The sequence below is a fragment of the Fictibacillus iocasae genome (genome assembly GCF_042665465.1).
GTDB classification, from domain to species: Bacteria; Bacillota; Bacilli; order Bacillales; family Fictibacillaceae; genus Fictibacillus; species Fictibacillus iocasae.
Genome location: NZ_JBHTCP010000051.1, coordinates 1 through 26,796, shown reverse-complemented (window position 1 = coordinate 26,796; position 26,796 = coordinate 1). Strand labels below are relative to the sequence as shown.

Here is a 26,796-nt window from a genome sequence, read left to right as displayed (position 1 = left end):
TTAACATATGGGCATTTTAAAAGACATTGATTTTCTGCAATATCAATTTATAAAGGAGGATGCCGTGTCTCGCCCAAGCTCGATTCAACAACAGCCTGCTATCCTTACCGCTTCCAACCATAGATTCCGAGTGAGCTCCCCCGCCAGGACTGGCTGGCAAAGTGAATAACCTTGCCCTGCCCACATCGACGTCATTTCTGGCTGATGCTGCAAGGCACCCGTTTTACGAATATCCACTGTTAAATAGTGCTGAACCGGATACGGCAGGATATCAGACATCTCATCCAGTTCATCCATTAAAGATGTTTGGATGCCTCTAGCATACTTGCCAGAAAAGCTTTTCGTCAGCTTAGTCGGTGCATCGCCCTTGAGAAGCATCTGTTTATGAACAGCAGAAGCACCACTCTCCTCAGCGGTTAAATAAGCTGTACCAAGTATGACTCCCGCCGCACCTTGCGCCATCGCATCAGCTACTCCTCTTCCGTCCATGATGCCTCCCGCTGCAGCTACAGGAATGGAAACTCGTGATGTTATATGAGAAACAAGCTCAGCCATGCCGGTCAGCTCTGTAAGAGGGTATCCTATAAATGTACCGCGGTGTCCGCCCGCTTCACTGCCCTGAGCGGCTATTGCATCCACGCCCGCTTTTTCAAGCAAAACCGCCTCGTTAAGGCTAGTAGCTGTAGCCATAACGGTGGCTCCCTGCTTCCTGAGCTCATTCATAATGGACGGTGAAGGAGCTCCGAACGTAAAGCTGAAATGCTTACATCCAGCATTCAGAGCCGCATACACTTGATCTTCAAAGGTGAATTCAGGAAGTGATAGTATCGTGTTTTCTCTTAACCCCATCCGCCTTCTTAGTTGATTCAGCTTATTGATCATGGTGGTGTACGATTCCTCACTAAACGGAACCTTTTCTTCAGGAAGAAATAAGTTAACCGCAAACGGTTTACTGGTTTGCTGCTGAACAACCTGAATTAATTCTACGATTCCGGCTGGTTCACTGTAGCCAGCACCAATCGTCCCGAGACCTCCTGCTTCGCTCACAGCAGCTGCAAGCTCGGCCCCAGCTGGGCCTCCTGCCATTCCCGCCTGAATAATAGGGATGCTGATGCCGTACAATTCTTGAATGCGATGATCCACTGACACTCACCACCAAATTGTTTTATAACTAACGTACGATAACTGCCGGCCATTTACCAGCCTAACGATGCGTTGAATGGGACATCCTTCTTCTGAATAGATTGACTATATACGAAATGGAAAAGGAAGGGGGAGTATCGTTTGAAGGTTCGTAAAGCTATTATTCCGGCAGCAGGGCTCGGCACTCGGTTTCTTCCTGCCACTAAAGCACAGCCAAAGGAAATGCTGCCCATTGTGGACACGCCGGCAATCCAATATATCGTAGAAGAGGCCGTTGCGTCAGGAATTGAAGATATTATGATTATTACCGGACGCGGAAAACGGGCGATCGAGGACCATTTTGATGTATCGTATGAATTAGAAGAAACCCTGAAGCAACGAAAAAAAAACGCGATGTTAGACAATATCAAGCGCGTTTCTTCCATGGCTCAAATCCACTATATCAGGCAGAAAGAACCAAAAGGACTTGGCCACGCAATAAGCTGTGCGCAAGCATTTATCGGAAACGAGCCTTTTGCCGTTTTGCTCGGTGATGACATTGTGAAATCAGACGTTCCATGCTTAAAACAGCTTCTGAATGTATATGAACGGTATAACACTTCCGTTGTCGCCGTTCAGCAAGTATCCCCTCAGCACGTATCAAAATATGGGATTATCGCTCCTAAAGGCAGCCCGGTAGACGAGCAGCTGACCTATATTGAGAGGATGGTAGAAAAGCCTTCGCTTCATGAGGCACCGTCAAATCTTGGCATTATCGGCAGGTACATCCTCCGCCCTGATATTTTCCCTATACTGGGAACACTCGAAGCTGATAAGAGCGGTGAAATTCAGCTGACTCAAGCGCTGAACAGCTTAAACATACTGCAGGCTGTGCTAGCTTGTGAAATCTCAGGAACCCGTTTTGACGTTGGCGATCCAGAAGGCTTTATCAAAGCTACCTTGCACTTTGCATTAGAGCGGGAAGACCTTTCTTCAGAATTAGTGCAGCTTATGGAGCAGCTGCTCACTATCCGAAAAATAGCCGTACCGTAGTTGTCTCCACGGTACGGCTAACACTTCCACTCAAACCATCTAGAAACTGGCAACGACCCTCTTAGGCTGAATTCTTTTTAAAAGTGCTTTCTTTTGCTTCTAACCCTGTATTTCATATACTCATGCCGCTTTAGTGTTTGCGGCTCTAACAGGTTATCCTCAATTAAAAATTTGGGCCTCCGTTTCACTTCTTTAAAAATCTTTCCAATATATTCCCCGATCAAACCGAGGCTTAAGAGCTGGACACCTCCTATAAACCAGATAGAAGCCATGATGGACGTCCAACCTGGCACCGTATTACCTGCTGCCTTTTGGATCAATGGATACGCTCCAGCCCCTGCACCAAGAATGAGAACGATGGCCCCGCCTGCCGTAATGAGCCTGATCGGTTTAACTGTAAAAGAGGTTAAGCCATCCAATGCAAACGAGATCATCTTTTTAAGAGGATACTTGCTTTCTCCTGCAAGCCTTTCCTTTCTTTCATATGTCACAGTGGCCGTTTTAAAGCCGACTAAAGGAACAATCCCTCTTAAAAACATGTTCGTCTCTGTATATTTAAGCAGATGAAGCACCGCTCTTTTACTCATCAGCCTAAAGTCTGCATGGTTGAACACCAGCTCGATTCCGAATCCATTCATCAGCTTATAATAAGATTCCGCGCTGACTCGCTTAAACCAGGTATCCTTATCCCGCTTGCTTCTAACACCATAGACCACTTCATTGCCTTCATGAAACTTATGAATGAACTGTGCGATCACGTTCACATCGTCCTGCAGATCGGCATCAATTGAGATGATGCAATCTGAGCATTCGGCTGCTGCTTCCAAACCTGCTAATAAGGCGTTCTGGTGTCCAACATTCTTAGCAAGCTTGACGCCTTTTACTTTATTGTCTTTTTTCGCCTTTGTTTCAATAATCGCCCATGTATGGTCAGTGCTGCCGTCATCTACGAATAATAAACGGCTATCCTTTGATATGGCCTTTTCTAAAACGAGACGATCCATAACCTTCAGCAGCTCTGACATTGTGTTCAAAAGCACGTCTTCTTCGTTATAACAAGGCACGACGATGGTCAAAATCGGTTTCATGAAGCACCTCCAGCATGGCTTACTTCTGTTCGATATAAATAGATTTTCCACGGAGAGGACGGGCTATGAAATATTTTTTCAAGCACAAGATGATTCTTTTGGGCACTTTGAATTTCTACAGCGGATACTAGATACTCTCCTCCTAGTTCTGCAAACGCATTAGCATCAAAAGAAAGGTCTTGGATTGAGACACCTGAATCCTTCGTGAGCAAGTAGTTTTTCCCCAATTCTTTTGAGAACACATAGCATCGGCCGCCCCACTGGTCAAAATACTTTCTAAGCAAGGGGCTTTTTTCTAGCTCTCCTTTAATCACCCGGCGAAAGGAATGCTTATATTCCAAAGGATAAAAGTTGTTGTACGTATCAAGTGTGTAAAACCCATTGTACTGGGCAATCGCGGGATGAAGGCCTACACTGGCCATACGATAATCTGCTTTTGGCTTTTCTATGTATTCTTCTATTTCGTTAAACAATTCGACGCTATAAAATTCTTTGAAGGAAGGCTGCTTCCATATTCTGTACACTATTTCATCGTTAAAGGCGAAGAGGACAAGCAGCTGCAGAAAAAGGCATTGATAAACAAATCCGCTCCAAATGCCTTTTCGCTTGAGCAATATAGAGAGGGCTACTGCGAAAAGAACATAAATCACAAGCGGCCTCAGAAAATGAAATCGTGCAAAATTAAACGTGTTCAATAGTGCTATTTCATTCTTTAGAGGCTGCCATCCTTTAAAGAACCAGAAAGCATACCATGCCGATAATAATGCATTCAGCGTCATCAGCCATATAAACAGGCTTCTAAATCTATTGTAGCCGGTCCCGCCTGCCCTCCCTCTTTTCCATAGGAAGAATGCGGCATACCCCCATACTGGCAGGATGACTAATGTATGCAGCGTCATGACATGATTATGCCCTACTAGAAAATTCTTCAAAAAGAGCCGGATCGTTCTTGGGAAGCTAAGCTTTGAAGCCAGAAATTCATTCCGGCTTGAAGGTGCTTCTGTTAGAACCAATGACAGCAAAAGACGGTACTCGATCAAGGCGAACAAACATGTCATAAGAAGTATCGCGGTCAAGAGCTTTAAGTTCGTTCTTTTGAACCGGAGCAAGTCATACAGCCATAAGCAGCCTGCTCCACATAAAAAGAAGAACATGCCAAGTACAAAGCTCGAATAAAAAGGGACAAGCAGAATCACGGACCACTCTTTCAAAGTGGATCTTCCTTCCCTAATATTCAAAAATGCCCACAGCACAATGGGCTGTCCCAGCGTGCTAAGCATCCCTGATGGCCAAAACGGTGTCAATGCAAAGCAGAGTGATGTTCCAATCGTGATAAGAGAGCCCTTCTTCTCTTTCAGCACATGATGCTTCAGCAGCAAATACATGCCAGCAAAAGCGACCAAACGCACGATAGCTTGGCTGATCGCATAGGCAGTCATGGACGGAAGAAAGTAATGAAGCCACACAAGCAAGTTAAATTCATTTCCAAAGGTGTTGCGGGGCAGGCCATTAATCACTTGGGGAATAACCGCATCAATCGGCCCTAGAATCTGCCCGCTCTCTTTTAATACTTTATACCAAGCCACATTCGAGTCTAAGTTGTCGTGAATCCGGACGTGAGCGTTTTCGCCTAACAAAAATAAAGGAGATAAATAAAGAACGAGAAGAAAACATGCGGCATACAGCGCTACATTTTCATGATGTATCCACTTTCTCATAAGTTCCGCCACTCCTCCGTCTCCTGTTCTTTTTAATGGTTAAGATGGCTGATTTAGAGCTCGCTTAAACACGTCTGAACATTTTGAATCATTTTACTTTAATGTTTGTTAGTAATCGCTTACAACCGCTTGCCTATGCATCTGAACAGAATTTTACAGTCCATCGTGTCATCAGGCTTTCACTTGAACGAAATTTCTGTTTTTGGTAGGTTAGTTAACCATAGCGACGTGCGGCTGTTTTACACACATAAAAATTATGAAAATCAGAAAAACTAACGTGTGTCATTTTTTATGATTTGTTAGACAAAAGGAGAGATTAGGTGCAATTAGAAGTTATCATTTCACTTACTGTTTATATGATCGGCATGCTGCTGATCGGATATTGGGCTTATAAGAAAACAACAGATTTGTCAGATTACATGCTTGGCGGACGCGGTCTCGGCCCTGCCGTAACCGCTTTGTCGGCTGGTGCATCCGATATGAGCGGATGGATGCTGATGGGGCTGCCTGGCGCCATGTATGTCGACGGTTTCTCAAGCATCTGGATAGCTGTCGGCCTCACTATTGGAGCTTATTTAAACTATATCTTAGTCGCTCCAAGGCTTAGAACGTATACAGAGGTGGCTGATGATTCCATCACCATCCCAGATTTCCTTGAAAATCGATTTAAAGACCGGACAAAAATTCTTCGCATGATATCTGGTCTTGTAATCATCGTGTTCTTCACGTTCTACGCTGCTGCCGGACTCGTTTCGGGCGGACGTCTGTTTGAAAGTTCGTTTGGTGTAGATTATACAACCGGCATGCTTATCACCGGCGGTGTTGTCGTCGCATACACACTTTTCGGTGGTTTTCTAGCCGTCAGCTGGACAGACTTTGTGCAAGGGTGCATCATGTTCATCGCGCTCGTGCTTGTTCCGATTGTCGCATTCACGGATGTTGGTGGTGTGCAGTCCACTTTGGATGAAGTTCGAAAAGTTGATCCTTCTTTATTGGAATTCTTTAAAGGAACGTCCGCGATCGGCTTGATCTCCATGCTTGCATGGGGACTCGGGTATTTCGGCCAGCCGCATATTATCGTCCGTTTCATGGCGATTACCAGCATTAAGGATTTAAAAACAGCACGTCGTATTGGGATGAGCTGGATGATCATTTCTATTGCAGGAGCTCTGCTGACAGGACTCGCGGGTATTGCGTGGTTCTCACAGAAAAATAAAGAGCTCGCAGATCCAGAAACCGTCTTTATCGAGTTTTCAAATATCCTGTTCCACCCGCTCATTACAGGCTTCTTGCTAGCCGCTATTCTAGCCGCGATCATGAGCACGATTTCTTCACAGCTTCTCGTCACATCGAGTGCTGTAACAGAAGATTTTTACAAGCAGTTCTTCCGCCGTAATGCGAGCGATAAAGAACTTGTGCTGACTGGAAGACTTTCCGTTTTGACAATCGCTGTCATCGCAACGCTCATGTCTCTTAACCCGAGCGAAACAATTCTGACACTCGTAGGATATGCTTGGGCAGGATTTGGCTCTGCATTTGGCCCTGCTATTCTTCTAAGCCTATTTTGGAAACGAATGACGAAATGGGGTGCTCTCGCCGGCATTATTGTTGGTGCACTGACAGTTATTATCTGGGTTCAGTTCCCAGACCTCAAAGCGGATATTTATGAGATGATTCCAGGCTTCTTCTTCAGCCTTATCGCCGTCATCATCGTCAGCTTAATGACGAAAGAGCCGTCTGATAAAGTGACGGACACATTTGAAAATATGCAGGATACGTTAACAGAAGAAACGAAATAAGTATAAAGCTGTCCATAATCTGGGCAGCTTTTTTGTGCTCGTTCATTGTAAAATCCGTTTATCATTCGACAATTTTTCCGTAATTGTGCGTTTACTGGTTTAGAAAACAACGACAAGGGAATAGGCTAAATAGTTATTCTAAATAAACAGTTGGAACTATTTCACACGAAACACATAGGTCTTTAGATAGAAAAAACAAAAAAGGGGCTACTGCAATGGGAGAAAAACAGCTTTATTTGAGCAGGCTGGGTCTTTGGATGGAGAATCACAACCTTCAGTCTGACTGGCTTGCGTATCAATCCGGCGTGAAAAAATCAACCATTGATATGCTGGCGCGCACCGGATATAAGAAACCGAACATGCTTGTTATGAGAAAAATATACAGTGAACTAAAAAAAATCGATCATACGATTAAATTAAGTGACTTTTGGGACGTTCAAACAATCAAATAACATTTTCCGAATATTCAAAAGGTTTTCTGTTCCTATTTGTCGAATTAGAACGTATTGCAATGAAAGGAGCAGGACAATGAAGATTAAATCCAATTTTATACCAAAGGCAAAAGTTAACTATGTAACAAGCAGCATGCCAATCAGCGAAGCGCGGCAAGCACTCATACAATCAGGATACCGCTGCATTCCCGTACTGGATGACAACGAACAGCGTTTTGAAGGTTTGATATATAAGGAGACCATCTCTGATTATATAATTGAAGAGAAAGGCTCTTTGAATGATGCCGTTCTGACCCTTGCCAAAGATAAAGAAGCATCTGTTTCAGAAGAAGCCTCTTTTCATAAAGTACTGTTCTCGATCCGACGGCTTCCTTTCCTAGCCGTAACCGACGAAAAGGGCAATTTTTCAGGAATTGTCACGCACGCCAAGGTGATGGACATTCTTGAAGATTCCTATGGCCTGAAAGTAGGAGGCTATTCCATAACGGTTTCAACGACAGAAGGTAAAGGATCTCTTATGAAGCTGTTTTCCGCAATCAGTGATGAATATAACATTGAAGGTGTCTTTACACAGGATACAGGCAGACAGTTTTTAAGAAGAATCGTCATTACGTTTAATAGAACCGTTACCCTCCAGCAAATTGAAGAACTTGTCCCTAAAATAGAGGGCAACGGGTTTAAGGTTGCTGAGATAGAAGATTTAAGGTCATTAGCTTCTGTAAAATAATCGATAGAAAAGTCCCTTATCTAGGGGCTTTTTTCATTTTGGAGGTTTTTTGTGAAAGGAAAACGGCTTGATTCCACTTTTAGCGCTGAGAGCCCTGCGCCAGCCTGTTTCTGCAGACCATTAACCTAACTTCATTAAACTGCCCAAACTTTAGGTTTGCTCTACAGCTTATCGGGAAAACTAGCAGAAGAAAGCGTGGTGCAGACCTTGAAAAATAAAGATAACCCTCAGCGTCAATATTACTTTCCCGCACAAATCGTAGAATCCTTTATTAGAGAAGGAAAAGAATCGCTGCAGACTTCAGGGCTCGCACAGCTGATTCTTTCCATCATGGCAGGAGCATTTATCGCCTTTGGTGCCCTTGCGTCTGTTCTTCTCTCACTTGATGTGAAAAGCACCGGCATGTTCAACCTCTTGTCAGGCATCGGCTTTGCGATCGGATATGCGATGATATTTTTGTCAGGGTCCATTCTCTTTACTGAAATTAATGTGCTTTTGCCAAGTTATATACTTCAGTCTAAATATTGGATCAGCAAAAAGGTTCTCCAGTTTTGGGCAGTCTGCTATATCGGGAATTTTATCGGTGCGTTATTTGTCGGTTTTTTACTCAATCTCTCTGGTTCCCTTTCTCCCGATTTCTATGATGGACTCCTTAAATTTATGGAAAAGAAAATGCAGTTTACAGACCGCGGTGCCTGGGGCATCGCGCAAGTATTTTTTTCTGCTATCCTTGCCAACTGGCTTATCGGGATCGCCGCTGTTCTGGCCACCGCCGCACGTGATGTCGTAGGAAAAATACTTGGAATCGCCCTTCCTGTTATCATATTTGAGGCAGGCAACTTTCAGCATGCTGTAGCGAACATGGGGTATTTCAGCATAACGGTGTTGGAGGGCTTTGAATACAGCTGGTGGGAGTTTATCTTGCTGAACCTTTTTCCTGCAACCCTTGGCAACCTGTTAGGCGGCGGATTGCTCGTTTCCTTGTTGCTCTCTTTTGCTTTTAAGGAAGACATCGACACGGAAATGATTCAGGAAGAAGAAGACGCAGCCGAACATTCTCTTGATAACAAATGACCGTTTTATTTGCGAGTGCCAACCCACATCTTTATTATGGAGACGAATACAGCAGAAGGAGTGATAATGAGTGAACGACCTGCATAATGAACAAATCGTGCTTTCGGCAAGACCTAACGGAATGCCGAATTCTGAACATTTCAGAACAGAATCTATACCTGTAAAAGACCCTGAGAACGGGGAAGTCTTGCTGAAAACCTTGTATATTTCCGTGGACCCCTATATGAGAGGGCGCATGAACGACAGAAAATCCTATGTTCCGCCCTTCGCCTTGAACGAACCGCTCTCTGGCGGAATCGTTGCACAGGTTATCTCTTCTCGATCCACTGAGCTAACGGAGGGAGACATCGTGATTGGAAACCTCCCTTGGCAAAAATTCATCACTGCACCTGACGCTTCCTTAAGGAAGCTTGATCCTGACTTGGCACCCATCTCTGCTTCTCTCGGTATACTCGGCATGCCCGGTCTTACTGCGTATTTTGGATTACTGGATATTGGTGACCCTAAGCCTGGAGAGACGGTCGTTGTGTCAGGGGCAGCAGGTGCTGTTGGAACAGTCGTCGGGCAGCTTGCGAGGATTAAAGGCGCTAGAGTTGTCGGCATTGCTGGATCTGACGATAAGCTTCACTACCTGAAGAATGAACTGCAATTTGATGAAGTGATCAATTATAAAACGGAGAATGTGCGGGATTCTTTAAGTAACACTTGTCCCGATGGTGTTGACGTATATTTTGATAATGTAGGAGGTGACATTTCAGACGCTGTGTTGTCCCTGATCAATAAAGGAGCAAGAATCGCTCTTTGCGGGCAAATATCCCTATACAACCTGGAAAAGCAGGATCATGGTCCTCGCATGCAAGGACAGCTGTTAATCAATTCTGCCTTAATGAAAGGTTTCATCGTGAGTGATTATGCACAACATTTTGAACAAGGAGCCATGGAGCTGGCGAAGTGGCTGAAGGAAGGAAAATTAACGTACAAAGAAACCATCGTTGAAGGCTTTGATCAAACGCTGCGTGCGTTCACAGGCCTTTTTACGGGAGATAATATTGGCAAGCAGCTTGTTAAAGTCGCTGATCCTGATTAATGAAAAATGAAACCTGTGGAGTTCCGCAGGTTTTTTTCTTTATGCGTTGCAGGCTCGATTACGGTACAATTTAATCAAGACAACTTTAGGAAGGTACCTATGACTATCAGGAGAGCGTATGCGGCCATTATAAGCAGTGCCATTCTTTGGGGAACGATTGGATGGTATGTCCATTATTTAAGAGAGGCTGGATTTACAAGTCTGCAGATTGTATGGCTGCGAGCAGCAGCAGCGGCACTCTTCTTCTTTTTGTATGCCATCATTCAATTCAAAGCTGTGCTGCGTATTCAAATTCGCGACATGAAATATTTTTTCGCCACTGGCATTTTGAGCATTACATTTTTTAATTGGTGCTACTTTACAGCCATCCATGAAACATCGGTCGCGGTTGCTGCGGTTCTTCTTTATACAGCACCGGTCTTTGTTATTCTGTTATCGCGCATTGTCTTCAAAAGCCCGATCACTAAACGAACACTTGCGGCTCTTCTTGTGACGGCTGCTGGCTGCTTGTTCGTTTCAGGTGTGATGGAGAGCTCATCCTCCGTCACGATATTTGGTATCTTCACTGGTCTTGGTGCGGGATTAGGCTACGCCTTGTATTCCATTTTTGGAAAAGCTGCCTCTGTGCATCATTCACCCCTCACTATCAGCTTTTATACATTTTTAGTAGCTGCAGCCGGTCTGCTTCCGTTCGTCCAGGCTAATGACATGGTTCCACTGCTTCTGAACATAAAAACATGGTTTGTTATTGCAGGACTTGGGTTATTCCCGACCGTGCTAGCTTACTATTTATATACGAGCGGCTTGAAGCATGCCGACCCTGGCGCTGCTTCGATCCTGTCAACGGTTGAACCAGCTGTCGCTGCGATGATGGGAATCTTCCTATTTAAAGAACAGCTTTCGTGGCTGCAATATTCGGGTATTGTATTCATCCTGATTGCCGTCATCCTGTTAAGTGACAGAAAGAAAAAGCATTCAATAGACGCAGCAGCGTGAAAATTCCTTTAGTGTAGAGAAAAAGGATCATCTGACGGCCTGCAGGCCGTCAGATGATCCTAAGGAAATAATTTTGTTGGAAGAAGGATGGTCACCTCTGTGCCCATTCCTTTCTTACTAGAAAATGTAATGCTGCCGTGATGGTTCTCAATAATCTTTAACGAGACCATCAAACCGAGTCCGATACCTTTTTCCTTGTTGGAATAAAACGGTTCACCTAACCTCGCAAGGCGTTCCTCACTAATCCCTATTCCTTCGTCTATAACTTTTATATAGACGAACCCTTTACGTGTCTCACCTGTCTCTACCTTGATTTTCCCTCCGCACATCATGGATTCAATCGCATTCTTCAACACGTTGATCAGCACTTGTTTAATCTGGTTACCTTCACATAAAATATCAGGCACTTCATTCAGATGGCTTTCAAATTGCACATTATTTAAATTGGCTTCAGAATCAAGAAGCAAAATGGTCTGTTTAATAAATTCATTGACGTTTTTATAATGAAAAAGCGTGTTCTGATGCGGCTTGGCCAAGATGAGAAACTCATTAATAATAGATTCTATCCTGCTTAGCTCGGTCAGGATGATATCACTGTGAAAAGGGTCCATATCAGAACGAAGAAGCTGAATGAATCCTTTAATGCTTGTCAGAGGGTTGCGAATTTCGTGGGCAATGCCAGCGGCCAACTCTCCCACAACAGTGAGCTTGTCAGACTTTCGCAGCAGTTCTTCTTTTTCCTTAAGCTCCGTTATATCTTCGGCAATTCCTGCTACACGATACACTCTTCCATCTTCATCATAAATCGGAAACGCCCGGCAGCGGATCCAGCGAATGGATTCATCATGTCTTACAATCCGATATTCAGCCATGCTCTCACCCTCGGCCATCTGCAGAAGCCACTCATTTACAGAGGCTTCATCCTCTGAATGGATATGGCTGAAAACAGATAAGAAATCACTCTGCGCTTCGATTCCCCAAATTTTGTTGAACGCTGGATTCATATAAATGGGCGTATGGTCAGGATAATGATTCATCCAAAATACGTCTTTCGCGTTATCCGAGAACTGCCTGAATCGTTCTTCGCTCTCGAGCAATCCTTCAGCCATCTTTTTTTGCTCTGTTATGTCTCTGGAAACACCAACAATACCCGTCAGGTGTTCTTTAGAATTCTTAAGAGGAGAAAGCATGGCTTGGTAGTATTTTTTTCCGAATCTGTCTTCTTTAGACCACTCGTATATTTGCGATTGACCGGTAAGAGCCTTGTAGCATGCTTCTTCGTGTCCTTGAGCTAGCTCCGTTCCATAAACTTCTCTTAAGCTTCTCCCAATAAAATATCCTGGATCTACTCCATTTTTCTGCATCCACTTTCCATAAACTCCTGTATGGCGTAAATCCATATCCAATGTGAACACGGTGTCATCCATCGAATCAACGAGGGTACGGAATCGATGCTCAGAGATTTTCAAAGCTTCTTCCGTCTTTTTTCTTGCCGTAATATCAACAAGTGTGATGACTACCTGCTTTACAACGCCGCCTGGACAATAAATGGGCTTCGTGCTGATCAGCAACCAGAAAACATGCTCACCAGAACCCATCCTTTCCATTCCCAATTCCAAACCCTCTATACATTCCCCCGTAGATAGAGTCCTTTGGGATGGCATCTGTTCAAAGGCTACCGCTTTTCCTTCACTGTCTATCATGTTGTAACAGAAGTGGCTGTGACATTTTCCGATCACCTCTTCTTTTTTATACCCAAACATTCTGCACACCGCATCGTTGGCGTGTGTAATAAGATTATCTCGGTTGATCACGATCACTCCACTTGCAACCGCCTCGTATAATAAATCCATAAAATCCTGTTTTTTTGTCAAATCTGTGTTTTGCACCAACTTCAACATCCTGTCTTTATGTCCATTTTTTTCAATTTTACCACATTTGGAAACCGCATTTGTTTCGATGAAAGATTTTTCTGCTTTCCTTTTTCCTTAAAAAGGGTATAGATTCGTACAAGCTCTGAATAGAGTAGTGAAAAGGAGGTTTCGTCTATGCTGATCTTACTCGCAGGGATATCTTTCATAGCGGTTTATTATATGTCACGATCACTTAAACCTACTCTTCGCTGGAGCATATGGGGTGCAGCTATGCTCATTTCCGTCGTCTTCCTCTCCATTCTTTATGTGAAAAGCGGAACCAGCGGATATATCTTTTGGGCTCAGATGAATTTTCTTTTATTCGGTACAGTTTCCTTGGCTGGAACCTTGTACTTCATATGGTTTTATTACCAAAATATGACCCTTCCATTAAAAATAACGCTCATCGTTGCAGCCGCCCTTTTATTCTCTTCCGCTATTGTGATCACCCATGCTGCCATCCCGATATTCCTGTATACTCCTTCGCAGCAGTAAGTTTTAAAAAATAGAGCTGATGCGTTTCAAGTCAGCCTGCGTTGCGGTTTTCTAACCCTTTTGACTAGGACGAGAATTCTCACAGTCTATAAAAAAACTGTATGAAAGGATAATGATCCCCTTCATACAGTTTATTTTTTGTCTTCCATCGTAAGCAGTTCAATTACTTCTTTCACGATGGCTGAAACCTTCTTATTGATTAATTCGCTGCCGTGCTTGACTTTGGCCTTTTGTATCAATGCCACTAATTCTTCATCATATTCGATAAGATCGGCATCTTCTTCCGCATCATTGTATAAGTCAATCATTGCATCCAGCCCCTCTTGCATCCTATCAATAGCATCGCTGTATGTTTTTCGATCTTTCTCACTATATTTCAAATCGCATCACCCATTATCAGCTTATCCAAATTACGGCTCATCAAACAAAATCATGACTATATAACCTGTCCTAATTGTTTAGGTTGATTTATAATAATTTGGTTAATATTTTCTTTAGAATAATATTTTTACATATTAAATTGTCAACAAGGAGGATCAAACCATGACTTCGCTTCAGCGGACACGATCAGATGGCTGCGAGAGCTACCCGGATGCAGCAGAGACTGCTCACAGCATCAACCAGGCTCGCACCAAGAAATCCGCTGCTTTCCAGCATATTACCGATGAAATCTATCACCTGAAAAGAAAACTTATGGAATGCGGCATCACATATGAAATGCTTGTTCGCAAATCACCCGTTAAGCGTGAAAAAATTGAAAAAGCGGCCAACATTGCAGCCTCTCTCGCTCATGCAGACGAAGATTGTGAACGATTTCTGCAGCAAGGGGTCTATAATGGTCCACTATTCATGAAAAGGTTTGTTTCCCGATATAGGCCGTACATAATCGCACTCATTTTCATTCAAAAAGATGGATGCAATCATTTATTGGAGTATCTTCCAAAGCAGGAGGGCATTTTCTCGTGAGTAAAGCAATTATAGTAGAATTGAATAAACATCACGCTATCGTGCTAGCCGAAGGCGGATCATTTATTAAGGTCAAGCGAAAAAGTGATTATTGGACAGTGGGACAGGAGATTGATTCGGAAAGCCTGGTTACTGCCAGCCGCCCTATACTTCCGCTGTTTAGCTGGAAAGCCGGATTTGCTGGGGCTGCAGCGGTCCTTCTTTTATTTTTCCAGTTTTTCTACCCGTTCACAGGAGAGCAGGTATACGCTTCCGTTTCCATGGATATGGAACCTAGTATCGAATTAGAAATTAATAAGGATCTGCAGGTAATAAATATGATTGCCTATAATACACAAGGTGAGGAAGTCCTGCGTTCTTTGAAAAATTGGGAAGATAAGAAAATCGCTTATGTAACGAAGGAGATTTTCGAAATAAGCAGTAAATCCGGATTTGTTAAACCACATCAAGAAGTGTTGATTACAACGACCATCACGGAAGACATCAGCTATACAGAAGAAAAGAAATTAAAAAACCATGTGAACAGCCTGATGCAGCAGGAGGCGAAGAAACAAAATCTTGAAATGACTTCCATTGTGCTGTCTAAAAAGGAGAAAATGAAAGCGGAGAAATATGGCATCTCTCCTGGTCAATATGCTATTTTGAAAGCTGCAGAAGAAAAAGGACAGAAGATGAACACAAAGGATGTTCAAAATCAGTCACTTGAAAAAATCGCCCAAAAAGTTGGTCCAGTGAATGAGCTGTTTGATGATCAAGCACCTATGCGGAAAAACAAGCAAAACACCGGCCAAAATAATAAGATAGAGCATAAAAACGGCATACCTGAAAAAGAAGCCCAAGTTTCTGGTCATGCATCGAATGATCAACGTGAGAAGCAAGCTGTTACAAACGAAAAAGAAATTCCTGCAGATAAACCGAAACAAAAAGACAGCAAGGATAATGATTCTAGCAAAGGAAAAACAGTCGAAAAGCCTGAAGAAAAAAACAGCGAACTTCTGATTGAAAAGCAGCCTGCCGTAGAAAAAACAGAAGAAAACGTGCCGCAAAAGGAGATGCCTTCTGAGCGGATTGAAGAAAAAGAACAACGGTCTGAAGCAGGATCAGCAGTTGTGCCTGTTGTTTCCGTAGAAGAGGTATCCTCTTATGCCTCTGTAAATAATGAGGTGGATGCTAATGAAATGATGAACCTTCCTTATAATAAAGCCTCTTAAAATAAACCGCCTGGGTTTCCCCAGGCGTTTTTATTTTAGTTGCTAAAAGAAAATGGCTGCCAACGTGCCTTACGCGTCAGCTTTAGCTGAGCGTATCCTTCATTACGATACTTTTTGACTGCGTCGATGATCATCTAAAAAAAGTGATGCTTTCTTATAATGCTAAAAATACGAACGTCTAACCATCATTGAACTTGGAAATAGTGAAGGATAGGGAGGGGATAAAAGTGCGGAAACTATATACTAGTTACTTGCGGCTCCCTATGCTGTCCAGGCTGCTAGCCATCATTATTGTGATTATTTCACTCGGTGCTTGGATAGCAAGAATCGCTGAACCGCAGACATTCCCTACTTACTTTGAAGCGTTCTATTGGACTGTTATCACAGTTGGTACGGTAGGATATGGTGATTATGCTCCGAGGACGACAGCAGTCAGAATCACGGCCATGATTCTTGTCTTTTGGGGAGGCGCTTTTTTAGCTTTTTTCACCGTTCATCTCGCATCTTCAGTAGTGAAGAAACAGCAAGGACTATTGGAGGGGAAAATGGCATTCATGGAGAAAAACCATTGCATTATTGTAGGCTGGAACGAGCGGACGAAGGAAACAATCATGGCTTACAGAACGAACCAAACAAACGTTAAAAGCATGGTGCTGGTGGATTCCAGTTTAACGGAGAATCCGCTGTATCATGAGGGAATTCATTTTGTAAAAGGCTCACCTGTCATCGACAGCACTTGGATTCAAGCGGGTATTGACCAGGCGAAGCTGATTCTCATTACAGCCGATCAAAGCTTGTCAGAATCTGATGCAGATATGCAGACTATTTTAAGCATACTTGCTGCAAGAGGGCTCAATCCCACTATTGAAATAGCAGCCGAAATCTTGACGCCAGAACAAGAAGCGAACAGCAGACGTGCAGGTGCGGATATTCTTATCCAAACGTCTCGAATCACTTCACAGGCGATGACAGCCGTTCTGGGGTCCGGTACAGTTGACCGTAGAACATAGGAGTAGTGTGCTTGCTACTGCTCCTAGTACCGGACCCCATAATAACACCATAATGACAAAGTTATGTCAGCAATTTATTTTCAGCTTGCAGGAGAAGGTCTTTTGCGATTTTTACCCATTTATGGTCGATCGATGCATCTGGATCCTGTGGTTCAGAAAACTGATTGAAGCTTCCTGAAAGATTTCCTGTAGATGCATGGTCATCCAGTCCGACTTGATATTTATGTGCCAGCAAGAATGGCTGGTCGAATTGTACCGTTGTATTTTTTTGTTCAAGCTCTCCGTCCACTACATGAAATGGAAGTCGCAGGAAAGTATACCCTACTTCATCATCAAGCTTATAATCGAAGTATCCGTGATCATACTCCCACCCTCCGCCATATGAAAACCCTAGACTTTTCAGTGCTTCTTCTGCTTCGTTCAACGCAAACCATTCATTTTCTATTCTGCTATTTAACGGCTTCACTATGCTCACTCCCTATTTTAATTGCACTCCCTTATATCCTAACCAAATAAAAAGAGCCTTACGCACGAATGCATAAAGCTCTGAGGTCTACTATTTAAGAATTCAAACGTTTTTCAAGCTCTTCTTTTTCTTTCTCATATCCCGGTTTGCCTAGAAGCGCGAACATGTTCGCTTTATACGCTTCTACGCCAGGCTGATCAAACGGATTCACACCAAGCAAGTACCCAGAGATCGCACATGCTTTTTCAAAGAAATAAACCATATAACCGAAATGATATGGTGTCATTTCTGGAATATTGACGATCAAGTTCGGTACACCGCCATCAGTATGAGCAAGAAGTGTTCCTTCAAACGCTTTGTTATTGACGAAATCCATGGACTTTCCTGCAAGGAAGTTTAAGCTGTCAAGGTTTGCGTCGTCTTCTTCGATTAAGATCTCCTCACGTCCTTGCCCAACAAGGAGAACCGTTTCAAACAGGTCACGACGCCCTTCTTGTACATACTGACCCATTGAATGGAGGTCGGTTGTGAAGTCAACTGCAGCCGGGAATATACCCTTCAAGTCCTTCCCTTCACTTTCACCATAAAGCTGTTTCCACCACTCTGATACAAAATGAAGACCAGGCTCGTAGTTCACCATCAGTTCAATCGTCTTGCCTTTATTGTACAAGGCGTTTCGAACAGCCGCATATTGGTAAGCCGCGTTCTCAGAAAGCTCCGGCTTGCTGAAGTCTTCCGCTGCCTCTGCAGCACCTTTCATCATCGATTCAATATTTACACCGCTCACAGCGATTGGGAGAAGCCCCACGGGTGTAAGAACAGAATAACGTCCGCCGACATCGTCAGGAATAACAAACGTTTCATATCCTTCTTTATCTGCAAGCGTTTTTAATGCCCCACGAGCTTGATCGGTTGTCGCATAAATGCGGCGGCGAGCTTCCTCTGCCCCGTATTTTTCTTCTAAGAACTTGCGGAAAATGCGGAAAGCAATAGCTGGTTCCGTTGTTGTTCCTGATTTGGAAATGACGTTAACCGAGACATCTTTACCTTCTAGCACATCAAACAGTTCTTTGACATATGTAGAAGAAATGTTCTGACCTGCGAAGAACACTTGTGGTGTCTTTCTTTTTCCAGAATCGAGCAGGTTATAAAAGGAATGATTCAGCATCTCAATCGCAGCTCTCGCCCCTAAATAAGAGCCGCCAATACCCACTACGATGAGAACATCTGAATCGCCTTTTATCTTTTCAGCAGCCGATAGAATACGGCCGAATTCCTCACGGTCATAAGCTGAAGGAAGATCAACCCAACCTAAGTAATCACTGCCTGCACCTGTTTTGTCATGAATGGCTTGATGCGCTGCTTTTACCGCGCCAGAAAGATTGTTTACTTCATGCTCTCCAATAAAGGAAAGCGCTTTGCTGTAGTCAAACGTTAGCTTGTTAGACATATACGAACCTCCCAAGTTCACTTCTATCTACACTTTATCGGATGAAGAATGCCAAATCAAGAAAACGTCGTTTTGTAAACGGTTACTTTAAAATTGTTGTAATATTCTCAAAAACGCACCGCTATAGACAAGCCTTTTCGTCATTCCGAGTTGACCTTTTACTTCGTTCGTTAGCTTTTTGAATGCGTCGAATTCCAGGACTGTTAAAAAGCTTTGCTTTCTTAAAGTAGAAAAAAAAGCGCGACGTTCAGCGCTTTTTTAAGGTCATTTTTTGAGTGCTATCGAGAGTTTTTTAAAAAACTTCTTTCATATAAACTGCATGGAACCAGAATATTATAAGGAACGCTTCAAAATGCTGAGCACGTCTTCTTTTTGCAGTGATTGAAAGTTGCCAAACTCTCCGCGTGCCATGGCTTTGTCTGCAATGATATCCAGCTTGCTGTCATCGATGTCATAATCGGCGAGTCGATTTGGTGCACCAAGCGATGTCCAAAATGCTGAAAGACGGTCGATTCCTTCCAATGCGATGTCTCTGTCATCTTTCCCCTCTTGATCTACGCCAAAGACACGAATGGCCAGCTGCTTAAAGCGAGAGACGTCAGTGTCCACATTGTGGCGCATCCAGTTCGGGAACAAAATAGCCAGTCCACCCGCATGTGGGATGTCGTATACAGCCGATACTGCATGCTCGATGTTGTGGCTTCCCCAGTCTCCGCGTGAACCCATAGATAGAGTACCGTTCAATGCAATTGTTCCATTATATAGAATGGTTTCACGTAGCTCATAATTCTCCGGGTTTTCAAGTAAGGCAGGAGCTGCTTCCATTACTGTCAATAAAACGGACTCTGCAAATCGATCCTGCAGCGGCGTATTTTTCGCGTGGTGAAAATATTGTTCAAGAACATGAGACATCATGTCCACAATGCCGTAAATCGTTTGATCTTTTGGAACAGTATACGTATTCACTGGATCTAAAATTGAAAATTTAGGGAACACGAGCGGGCTTCCCCAACCATACTTCTCTTGTGTTTCCCAGTTCGTAATGACGGAACCAGCGTTCATTTCTGATCCTGTTGCTGCAAGGGTCAATATGGTACCAAACGGAACAGCTTGTTTTGGCTCTTCTTTTTTCAAAATGAGATCCCAAACGTCTCCCTCAAATGGAACGCCGGCTGAAATCGCCTTAGTACAATCGATGACACTTCCTCCCCCTACAGCGAGAATGAAGTCTACACCATTCTCGCGGCTAAGTTCAATGCCTCTTTTTACTGTAGAAAGACGAGGATTAGGCTCTACTCCTGAAAGCTCCGTTACCTGAGCACCCATCTTTTGAAGTTCTGCTGTGACTTGATCGTAAAGTCCGTTTCTTTTGATGCTGCCTCCGCCATAAACAAGCAGCACGTTCTTGCCGAATGGCTCCATTTCAGCGGCAAGCTGGGAGATCTGGCCTTTGCCGAATATTAGGCGAGTTGGGTTGTAATATGTAAAATTATCCATTAGTATCCCTCCATATTCTTTATGCCTCGTATTATGGATGATTTGCAAAGTGAAGTAAAGTAATGCGCTCATTCACAAATTTTGACGTTTTTCGACTGATGTATAACCTTTTTATAAAAAATGTATAAAAAAATCGATAAAGGATGTTTCACATTTGAAAATGATGGGAAAGGTATAAATGAGTCACAAGAAAGACAAGCTATAATTGTTTATACTATTTTATTTTAAGGAGGTTTTTCTGTGAACGGATTACAGCGTTTTGCCCTTGCATTAGTCATTATTGGTGCGGTTAACTGGGGATTAATCGGATTCTTTCAGTTTGACTTAGTGGCAACGATCTTTGGTGGCCAAGATGCCGCATTGGCAAGAATCGTTTACGGTTTAGTTGGCCTTGCAGGTCTTTACTGCTTAACTTTGCTCTTTAAGCCATCTGCAGAAGTATCTCGCGAAGGTCATGCAGATCATAACCGTATCTAATGTTTTACTGGAAACTTTGCTGACGCCATAACCTTTGCGCCAGCCTTCACGCACAGGCACATTGGAGGATAACGTGTTGCACGTCAAGTTGATCACCTTGCAAAACGTTATCCTTTCTAAGTGCAAAAAAGAAGAGCGTTCCCGCAATCGGGAACGCTCTTCTTTTCCATTACTTCTTCAGGCGCTTGTTAAGCTGTGCTTGACGGTCCGTTGATTCTTTTAACCAGTCCTTTAGCTTTGCTTCAAGTGTGTTAAAGCCTTTGCTGCTGTCTTGAGCTGCGGCAGCTGGCTTTTTGCTTCCTCCGCCAAAGTTTGGACGGCGCTCTTTCTTTGGTGCTGCTGCAGGTGCTTCTTGAGTTTGACGGATAGAAAGAGAAATTTTCTTGCTGTCTTCGTCAATCGATAGAACTTTAACCTGAACAACATCCCCTGTTTTAAGAACATCATTAATATCTTTAACAAATCCGTGAGAAACCTCAGAGATATGAACGAGTCCTTGTACTTGGTCATTTAGAGCGACAAATGCGCCAAATGGCTTGATGCCTGTAACTTTACCTTCAACAATACTTCCTACTTCAAAATTCATGAAAACACTCCTAACTATTTTTTAACCTGTTAAGTATAACACAAAGCTTTATGAAAACAAAAGGCAAATACAGCGCGGTTTAGTGAACAAACACAGGTTTTCCTGCTTTTTCATCCGTGTTAACCCATTCGTTGCCAAACGTGTATACATTTTCTACATTGATTTGGTGCCAAAGCATAAACATGAGGACTGTCCAGAGCTTTCTGCTGTAATCCCCTTTTCCGGCACAATGGTCTTCTAGCATCTGCAAAATAACCTCTTTATGCAAGTATTGATCTACAGCGCTGACTTTAATGAGCTGTTTTGCCCACTCGTACAGTTCATTCTTCAGCCAATGTCTGATCGGAACAGGGAATCCGAGCTTTCTGCGGTATAGGACAGAATCTGGAACAATGCCTCTCATGGATTCACGTAGTGCATATTTGGTCGTTCCATTCGCAATGGTGATTTCCGGATCCAGGCTCTGTGCAACCTTGAACACTTCTTTATCCAAGAACGGCACTCGCAGCTCAAGTGAATGCGCCATCGTCATCTTATCCGCTTTTACGAGGATATCGCCTCTCATCCATGTATGAAGGTCAATATACTGCATTTTATGGACATCATGAAAATCCTTCGCGTTGCTATACAGCGGTCGTGTTACATTCTGGTAATTATACACAGAACGGTAGTCTTTCAACAGCTTGCTCTTCTCCGCCTCTGTAAACATTTTAGCGTTGCCGATATACCGTTCTTCAATGCTCATCGCCCCGCGCTCGAAGAAGCTCTTTCCTTTGACACCCTCTGGAAGGATGGAGGCGACCGCAGCAAGACCTTTAGAAATCCCCTTCGGCAGTGCAGAGAGATGCCTCAATGAATGAGGTTCATTGTAGATATTATACCCTCCGAACAGTTCATCGGCTCCCTCACCTGATAGAACGACCGTTACGTGCTTGCTCGCTTCTCTAGCCACAAAGTATAGTGGAACTGCGGCTGGGTCTGCCACAGGATCATCCATATGCCAGATGATCTTTGGAATTTCTCGCATGAAATCTTCAGGAGTGACAAGGTAATGAATGTTCTCAACGTTTAATGATGCCGCTGTCTGAACCGCTACATCAATCTCGCTGAACCCTTCTCGTTCAAAGCCGACCGTAAAAGTCTTCAATGAAGGATGAAGTTCGCTCGCCAGTGCAACGATTGTGCTTGAATCGATTCCGCCTGATAAAAATGCACCAACCGGAACATCTGAACGCATGTGCATTTTTACGGAATCTCTCATCACATCGCGAATCTCTTGTTTCGCCATTTCAAGCGATTTTTTTACAGGTGTGAATGCAGGCTTCCAATATGGTTTGATTTCCATTTTGCGGCCCGCTTTTTTTGTAAAATAATGGCCAGGTTCCAGCTTCTTTATGCCTTTAGTCATCGTATCGGGCTCTGGAACAAACTGATACGTTAAGTAATGATGAAGTGCTTCCATGTTGACAACTTGCTCATTTTTCACATGTGTGATGCTTTTCTTTTCAGAAGCGCAATATAGAGCATCCTCATCCTCAAGGTAGAAAAACGGCTTGATGCCGAACGGATCTCTTGCTCCGAATAGCTGGCGCTCCTCTTTATCCCAGATCAAGAACCCGAACATTCCTCTCAGCTCTTTGACAGCATCTTCTTTTTTAGCACTATATAAAGCCAGTATGACTTCAGTATCAGAATGTGTTTTGAACGTATATCCATCCGCTTCTAGGTCTTGTCTGATTTCTACATAGTTATAGATTTCTCCGTTAAAAATAATCCAGTATCGGTCATCTTCATAGGAAAGAGGCTGTTTGCCCGCTTCAAGATCAATGATGCTCAAGCGGCGAAATCCAAACCGCACATATTCATCTACAAAGAATCCGCTGTCATCCGGCCCGCGGTGAGTAATCAAGTTGGTCATGTTCTTTAACTGCTGAATGTCATCTTGCTCCGCTGTTTCAGGAGCGTTCATCATATATCCAATAAAACCGCACATTTAGGTTCCTCCCATTTAAAACAATCTCGCTTGTTAAATATTGTCCAGTTTTGCCATCTGAAGGCACTCTTGCCTTATTTTTCTGATGGAACAAATCTCATTATAACTCGCGTGAAATACGATAACTATACTTTTTATTCAAATAATAAAAAACAAATATTACGTACTAGTTTTGTCGTTATTGTGGGGGTAACCGTTACATTTTTTTGATCATACCATTTCGTTCGGATCGAGTGCTTTATCTGCCATCTCTTGTGTCAGCCATCCTTTAGCGACGACCGTTTCTTTGAGCGTCTGCCCCGTTTCTATACTTTCTTTCGCCACAGCTGCCGCTCGTTCATAGCCGATGTGAGGATTAAGCGCTGTAACAAGAGAAATGCTCCTTTCAAGCCAATAATCTGTCATCTTTCGGTTGACCTCCAACCCTTTTAAGCACTTTTCGGTAAAGACCCGCAGGCCGCTGCTTAAAATTTTAATGGAGTGAAGAACATTTAATCCAATAACAGGCATCATCGCATTGATTTCCAGCTGGCTTCCTGATGCGGCATGTGTAATGCATGTATCGTTGCCAATCACTTGGCAGCAAATCATATAAAGGTTCTCCAGGATGACCGGGTTGACTTTCCCGGGCATGATGGAAGAACCCGGCTGTACAGCAGGCAATACCAGCTCAGCCAGCCCTGTCTGCGGCCCGCTGCTCAATAAACGGAGATCACTTGAAATTTTCATAAGATGTACAGCGCTTTCTTTTAGCAATGAACTTATCCTCATAGCACCGTTCGTATTTTGCATGAAGGTGTAAGGCTGTTCTGTCTTATTAAATGGCAGGTTAGTGAGCCTGCTGATTTCATTTATTGCCTTTTCTGCGTAGTCTGGATGTGCGTTAATGCCCGTACCTACTGCATTTCCACCTAGACCAAGTGCATACAGTTCCTTTTCTGCCGCTTTGATCGAGTTATACATCTGTTCAAGGCTTCCGCGGTAACCAGCAAATTCGCTTCCTAGACGAATCGGCACCGCATCTTGAAGATGGGTCCTGCCCGCCTTGATGACATTATGGAACTCGTCTTCTTTCTGCTTTAGGACATGAAGTGTTCCTTCAAGCGCAGGGAAAAAATCCTCTCGAAGTGAAAGAACAGTTGAAATGGCAATGGCAGTAGGGATGGTATCATTAGTTGATTGCGCCATGTTCACATCGTCGTTCGGATGGACGATGTGGTAATCCCCTTTCTCCCCGCCAAGCTTCTCGGAAGCGATACTGGCGATTACCTCATTTGCGTTCATGTTTTGCGAAGTTCCTGCCCCCGCCTGATAGGCATCAACAACAAACTGATGATCCCATTTCCCTTCCATGACTTCTTTTGCTGCATCCATGATGGCTGTACCTTTTTTCTCATTCAGCATCCCGCACGACGTATTCGCCGATGCTGCACTGTATTTAATCATAGCCTGGGCTTTAATAAATACTGGCGGAAGCTTTTGTCCGCTGATCGGAAAATTTTCCACCGCCCTTTGCGTCTGTGCTCCGTAATAGGCTTCGATTGGGACACGCACTTCTCCAAGTGTGTCTTTAGCCGTTCTATACTTTTCCATCTAACCCGCCCTTTCTTAGATTACATTCTTCGTTTCTGCCACTGTTTATGTTATTTTGCCATCTTTTTTGTATTCCCGAATTATTTAGGGTTGTATCATCTTTCTCTCTTTTTCAAAAGTTCGTTCGTTGTATCAGAAAGCATGAAAAAGGAGGCTGCGCATTTTACTCCAGCCTCCTCGCCTATTTTTGCAGGTTAGTTTACCTTATCTATGTAAGGCAATCACTTTAGCAGGTTCCTTTTTAATGTAGCGGTGTTCAGTCCGATACCCGGCTTTTTTTTGTTTCAAGAATGTGGCTTTTGAGATTGGCCTTGGTCTTGACCACGCAAGAGAACAAGGGTTTTGCCAGGAATCGTGGGTGATCAGCTCCGTTTTAAAGTAATAGCAGTTTCCACTTAAATATTCCTCGCATATATATAGCACGGTCTGTCGGCTGTGCATCGCATCTACTCTCCATTTTTTGTATCAGTATACCCATTTCAACTTAACCCATTCACGTCTTGTCAGTCATCAGGTCTTGCGTTTAAAGACAGCCTGTTTTTTTATCCATTTTAAGAACTCGGAAAAAAGAGCTTGAAGCTCGGGAGAGCTTCAAGCTCTTCTTCATTTATCTTGTCGTATACCACCAGAATCCACCAAAGATCAGGATGAGAATCAACAAGATAATCGCTACCGCCCAGCCCCAGCCCCAGCCATATCCGCCGCCACCATATCCGTATCCACCATACGGATAGCATAAATAGGCGCTATATGGATAATATGGATAAGCCATTCTGTCTACCTCCTTCAATCTTTTGCGTCCTTGCTCATTAATAAAATATGTTGTAAGAGGGTAAAGAGGAATAGAGACAAACGCACAATTTATGGATGGGCTTTTAAAAAATTACCAATGTAACGCTAAGACATTTTGGGAAAAATAACAAAAATGACTGTTATCTTTTCGACTGGAGGGATTGATTTGCAAGCTGAAATCCATAGCCATGACTTCACCCCATCCTGCCGGGTGACGGTTAACGGCGTGAATCTTCATTATGAGTTATACGAAAACAAAGCCGATCGTAACGCAGAAACGATTATTTTAATCCATGGTTTCCTGTCGTCCACCCTAAGCTTTCGTAAACTCATTCCGCTTCTCACGGAAAAATATCATGTATACGCGTTGGACCTTCCTGGATTTGGCCAAAGTGAAAAATCCCGCACGTTTGTTTACAAGCTAAGCAATTATGGAGAACTGATCATTGATTTTATGGAGAAGCTCGCCATCAATCAAGCAATACTCATCGGTCATTCAATGGGAGGACAGGTTTCTTTGCATGCTGCGAAACATTGCCCTAAAAAGATAAAGAGACTCATCCTTCTTGGCTGCTGCGGCTATGTGAAACGCGCGAGCCGGTCTGTTATTTGCTGCTCTTATATTCCTTTCTTTTCTTGGGGAATGAAAACATGGGTGCTTCGAAAGAATGTAAAAGAAAATTTACTTGCCGTTTTGCATGACTCAAAGCTTGTTACGAAGGAACTCATTGAAGGATACCGCAAACCACTGACCGAAGAGGGCTTCTTTCATTCACTCATCCGGCTTTTACGGCAGCGTGAAGGGGATATGGAACGAAAGGATTTACAAAGCATCCAAACCCCTGTACTCATGATCTGGGGACGTGAAGACAAAGTGATGCCCGTGAAAACAGGCTATCGTCTGCAGCATGACCTTCCGGATGCGAAGCTGATCGTGTACGACGATTGCGGCCATCTGCTCATGGAAGAACGCCCTGAGGACATTGTAAGAGAAACGGTTTCATTTATAAACGGTGACCAGCACGTACCTTATTCCGAGCCTAGTTAATGAAGAACACCGAGTCATTATCTTTGCAAAAAAATGCTTTCCAATAGTTATAGAAAACTGGGCTGACGACATGCCTTCAGTCAGCCTTAGTTGCCCTTATACTGATATGAACGAAGCTGTCAATTTGGCCAGCTTCAATAGAGGGAGCGTTTATAGCTTCCTCTATTGTTGTATTTAAGGTTG

General features: G+C 43.5%; 25 protein-coding genes. 13 read left to right on the top strand and 12 right to left on the bottom strand.

Annotation, left to right across the window (positions count from 1 at the left end):
* Positions 1 to 84: 84 nt before the first annotated feature.
* Positions 85 to 1,143, bottom strand: a complete 1,059-nt coding sequence (locus ACFQPF_RS16540; protein ID WP_379750997.1) for an NAD(P)H-dependent flavin oxidoreductase — start codon at positions 1,141 to 1,143, stop codon at positions 85 to 87.
* 141 nt (positions 1,144 to 1,284) lie between these two features.
* Here ACFQPF_RS16540 and galU point away from each other — a divergent pair, with 141 nt between their 5' ends.
* Entirely contained in the window at positions 1,285 to 2,175 is an 891-nt protein-coding gene (gene galU, locus ACFQPF_RS16535; protein ID WP_379750995.1) for a UTP--glucose-1-phosphate uridylyltransferase GalU, read from the top strand.
* Positions 2,176 to 2,252: 77 nt separating this feature from the next.
* Here the strand turns inward: galU and ACFQPF_RS16530 are convergent, their stop codons facing one another.
* Both ACFQPF_RS16530 and ACFQPF_RS16525 read right to left on the bottom strand, forming a co-directional pair.
* Positions 2,253 to 3,263 (bottom strand): glycosyltransferase family 2 protein, encoded by a 1,011-nt coding sequence (locus ACFQPF_RS16530; RefSeq protein WP_379750993.1) that lies wholly within the window; start codon positions 3,261 to 3,263, stop codon positions 2,253 to 2,255.
* Positions 3,260 to 4,981 (bottom strand): DUF6044 family protein, encoded by a 1,722-nt coding sequence (locus ACFQPF_RS16525; protein ID WP_379750991.1) that lies wholly within the window; start codon positions 4,979 to 4,981, stop codon positions 3,260 to 3,262. Before ACFQPF_RS16525 ends, ACFQPF_RS16530 begins: the two co-directional genes overlap by 4 nt.
* A gap of 320 nt (positions 4,982 to 5,301) precedes the next feature.
* Between ACFQPF_RS16525 and putP the strand changes: the two genes are divergently transcribed.
* The 6 genes from putP (at position 5,302) to ACFQPF_RS16495 (ending at position 11,116) form a co-directional block, all read left to right on the top strand.
* Positions 5,302 to 6,780, top strand: a complete 1,479-nt coding sequence (gene putP, locus ACFQPF_RS16520; RefSeq protein ID WP_417398450.1) for a sodium/proline symporter PutP — start codon at positions 5,302 to 5,304, stop codon at positions 6,778 to 6,780.
* A 215-nt stretch (positions 6,781 to 6,995) separates the two neighbouring features.
* A complete protein-coding gene (locus tag ACFQPF_RS16515) occupies positions 6,996 to 7,232 on the top strand; it encodes a hypothetical protein (RefSeq protein ID WP_379750989.1) in 237 nt (78 codons plus the stop codon).
* 76 nt (positions 7,233 to 7,308) lie between these two features.
* Complete coding sequence (gene cbpA, locus ACFQPF_RS16510; RefSeq protein WP_379750986.1) at positions 7,309 to 7,959, top strand: cyclic di-AMP binding protein CbpA; 651 nt, start codon at positions 7,309 to 7,311, stop codon at positions 7,957 to 7,959.
* Between the two features lie 198 nt (positions 7,960 to 8,157).
* Positions 8,158 to 9,033, top strand: coding sequence for a formate/nitrite transporter family protein (locus ACFQPF_RS16505; RefSeq protein ID WP_379750984.1), 876 nt, complete (start codon positions 8,158 to 8,160; stop codon positions 9,031 to 9,033).
* A 79-nt stretch (positions 9,034 to 9,112) separates the two neighbouring features.
* The gene (locus ACFQPF_RS16500; protein ID WP_379751294.1) at positions 9,113 to 10,120 is read left to right on the top strand and encodes an NADP-dependent oxidoreductase; all 1,008 of its coding nucleotides are present in this window, start codon (positions 9,113 to 9,115) and stop codon (positions 10,118 to 10,120) included.
* A 99-nt stretch (positions 10,121 to 10,219) separates the two neighbouring features.
* On the top strand, positions 10,220 to 11,116 hold the full coding sequence (locus ACFQPF_RS16495) for a DMT family transporter (RefSeq protein ID WP_379750982.1): 897 nt from the start codon (positions 10,220 to 10,222) through the stop codon (positions 11,114 to 11,116).
* Positions 11,117 to 11,175: 59 nt separating this feature from the next.
* Here ACFQPF_RS16495 and ACFQPF_RS16490 read toward each other — a convergent pair whose 3' ends face one another.
* Positions 11,176 to 13,005, bottom strand: coding sequence for a PAS domain S-box protein (locus tag ACFQPF_RS16490; protein WP_379751292.1), 1,830 nt, complete (start codon positions 13,003 to 13,005; stop codon positions 11,176 to 11,178).
* Positions 13,006 to 13,164: 159 nt separating this feature from the next.
* On the opposite strand from ACFQPF_RS16490, the gene ACFQPF_RS16485 reads away from it, so the two are divergent.
* Complete coding sequence (locus ACFQPF_RS16485; protein WP_379750980.1) at positions 13,165 to 13,524, top strand: hypothetical protein; 360 nt, start codon at positions 13,165 to 13,167, stop codon at positions 13,522 to 13,524.
* Positions 13,525 to 13,655: 131 nt separating this feature from the next.
* Here ACFQPF_RS16485 and ACFQPF_RS16480 read toward each other — a convergent pair whose 3' ends face one another.
* Positions 13,656 to 13,832, bottom strand: a complete 177-nt coding sequence (locus ACFQPF_RS16480) for a hypothetical protein (protein WP_379750978.1) — start codon at positions 13,830 to 13,832, stop codon at positions 13,656 to 13,658.
* 235 nt (positions 13,833 to 14,067) lie between these two features.
* Here ACFQPF_RS16480 and ACFQPF_RS16475 point away from each other — a divergent pair, with 235 nt between their 5' ends.
* From ACFQPF_RS16475 to ACFQPF_RS16465, 3 genes are all read left to right on the top strand, one after another.
* A complete protein-coding gene (locus tag ACFQPF_RS16475; protein WP_379750976.1) occupies positions 14,068 to 14,490 on the top strand; it encodes a hypothetical protein in 423 nt (140 codons plus the stop codon).
* Positions 14,487 to 15,701, top strand: a complete 1,215-nt coding sequence (locus ACFQPF_RS16470; RefSeq protein ID WP_379750975.1) for an anti-sigma factor domain-containing protein — start codon at positions 14,487 to 14,489, stop codon at positions 15,699 to 15,701. Before ACFQPF_RS16475 ends, ACFQPF_RS16470 begins: the two co-directional genes overlap by 4 nt.
* Before the next feature lie 227 nt (positions 15,702 to 15,928).
* The gene (locus ACFQPF_RS16465) at positions 15,929 to 16,711 is read left to right on the top strand and encodes an ion channel (protein WP_379750973.1); all 783 of its coding nucleotides are present in this window, start codon (positions 15,929 to 15,931) and stop codon (positions 16,709 to 16,711) included.
* Between the two features lie 61 nt (positions 16,712 to 16,772).
* On the opposite strand, the gene ACFQPF_RS16460 is transcribed toward ACFQPF_RS16465, so the two are convergent.
* From ACFQPF_RS16460 to ACFQPF_RS16450, 3 genes are all read right to left on the bottom strand, one after another.
* Entirely contained in the window at positions 16,773 to 17,177 is a 405-nt protein-coding gene (locus ACFQPF_RS16460) for a YugN-like family protein (RefSeq protein WP_379750971.1), read from the bottom strand.
* 94 nt (positions 17,178 to 17,271) lie between these two features.
* On the bottom strand, positions 17,272 to 18,627 hold the full coding sequence (locus ACFQPF_RS16455; protein WP_379750969.1) for a glucose-6-phosphate isomerase: 1,356 nt from the start codon (positions 18,625 to 18,627) through the stop codon (positions 17,272 to 17,274).
* Positions 18,628 to 18,960: 333 nt separating this feature from the next.
* Positions 18,961 to 20,124: an iron-containing alcohol dehydrogenase gene (locus tag ACFQPF_RS16450; protein ID WP_379750967.1), complete on the bottom strand. Its 1,164-nt coding sequence runs from the start codon at positions 20,122 to 20,124 to the stop codon at positions 18,961 to 18,963.
* Between the two features lie 240 nt (positions 20,125 to 20,364).
* Between ACFQPF_RS16450 and ACFQPF_RS16445 the strand changes: the two genes are divergently transcribed.
* Positions 20,365 to 20,601 carry a DUF378 domain-containing protein gene (locus ACFQPF_RS16445; RefSeq protein WP_379750965.1) on the top strand — a complete coding sequence of 79 codons (237 nt, stop codon included), beginning with the start codon at positions 20,365 to 20,367 and terminating at the stop codon, positions 20,599 to 20,601.
* Between the two features lie 169 nt (positions 20,602 to 20,770).
* Here the strand turns inward: ACFQPF_RS16445 and yugI are convergent, their stop codons facing one another.
* The 4 genes from yugI to ACFQPF_RS16425 form a co-directional block, all read right to left on the bottom strand.
* Complete coding sequence (yugI, locus tag ACFQPF_RS16440) at positions 20,771 to 21,187, bottom strand: S1 domain-containing post-transcriptional regulator GSP13 (protein ID WP_379750963.1); 417 nt, start codon at positions 21,185 to 21,187, stop codon at positions 20,771 to 20,773.
* A 79-nt stretch (positions 21,188 to 21,266) separates the two neighbouring features.
* On the bottom strand, positions 21,267 to 23,180 hold the full coding sequence (gene asnB / locus ACFQPF_RS16435; protein WP_379750961.1) for an asparagine synthase (glutamine-hydrolyzing): 1,914 nt from the start codon (positions 23,178 to 23,180) through the stop codon (positions 21,267 to 21,269).
* A 210-nt stretch (positions 23,181 to 23,390) separates the two neighbouring features.
* Positions 23,391 to 24,773 (bottom strand): class II fumarate hydratase, encoded by a 1,383-nt coding sequence (locus ACFQPF_RS16430; protein WP_379750959.1) that lies wholly within the window; start codon positions 24,771 to 24,773, stop codon positions 23,391 to 23,393.
* A gap of 607 nt (positions 24,774 to 25,380) precedes the next feature.
* A complete protein-coding gene (locus ACFQPF_RS16425) occupies positions 25,381 to 25,545 on the bottom strand; it encodes a sporulation protein YjcZ (RefSeq protein WP_379750957.1) in 165 nt (54 codons plus the stop codon).
* Between the two features lie 186 nt (positions 25,546 to 25,731).
* Here ACFQPF_RS16425 and ACFQPF_RS16420 point away from each other — a divergent pair, with 186 nt between their 5' ends.
* Positions 25,732 to 26,613 carry an alpha/beta fold hydrolase gene (locus ACFQPF_RS16420; RefSeq protein WP_379750955.1) on the top strand — a complete coding sequence of 294 codons (882 nt, stop codon included), beginning with the start codon at positions 25,732 to 25,734 and terminating at the stop codon, positions 26,611 to 26,613.
* The last annotated feature ends 183 nt before the right edge of the window (positions 26,614 to 26,796 follow it).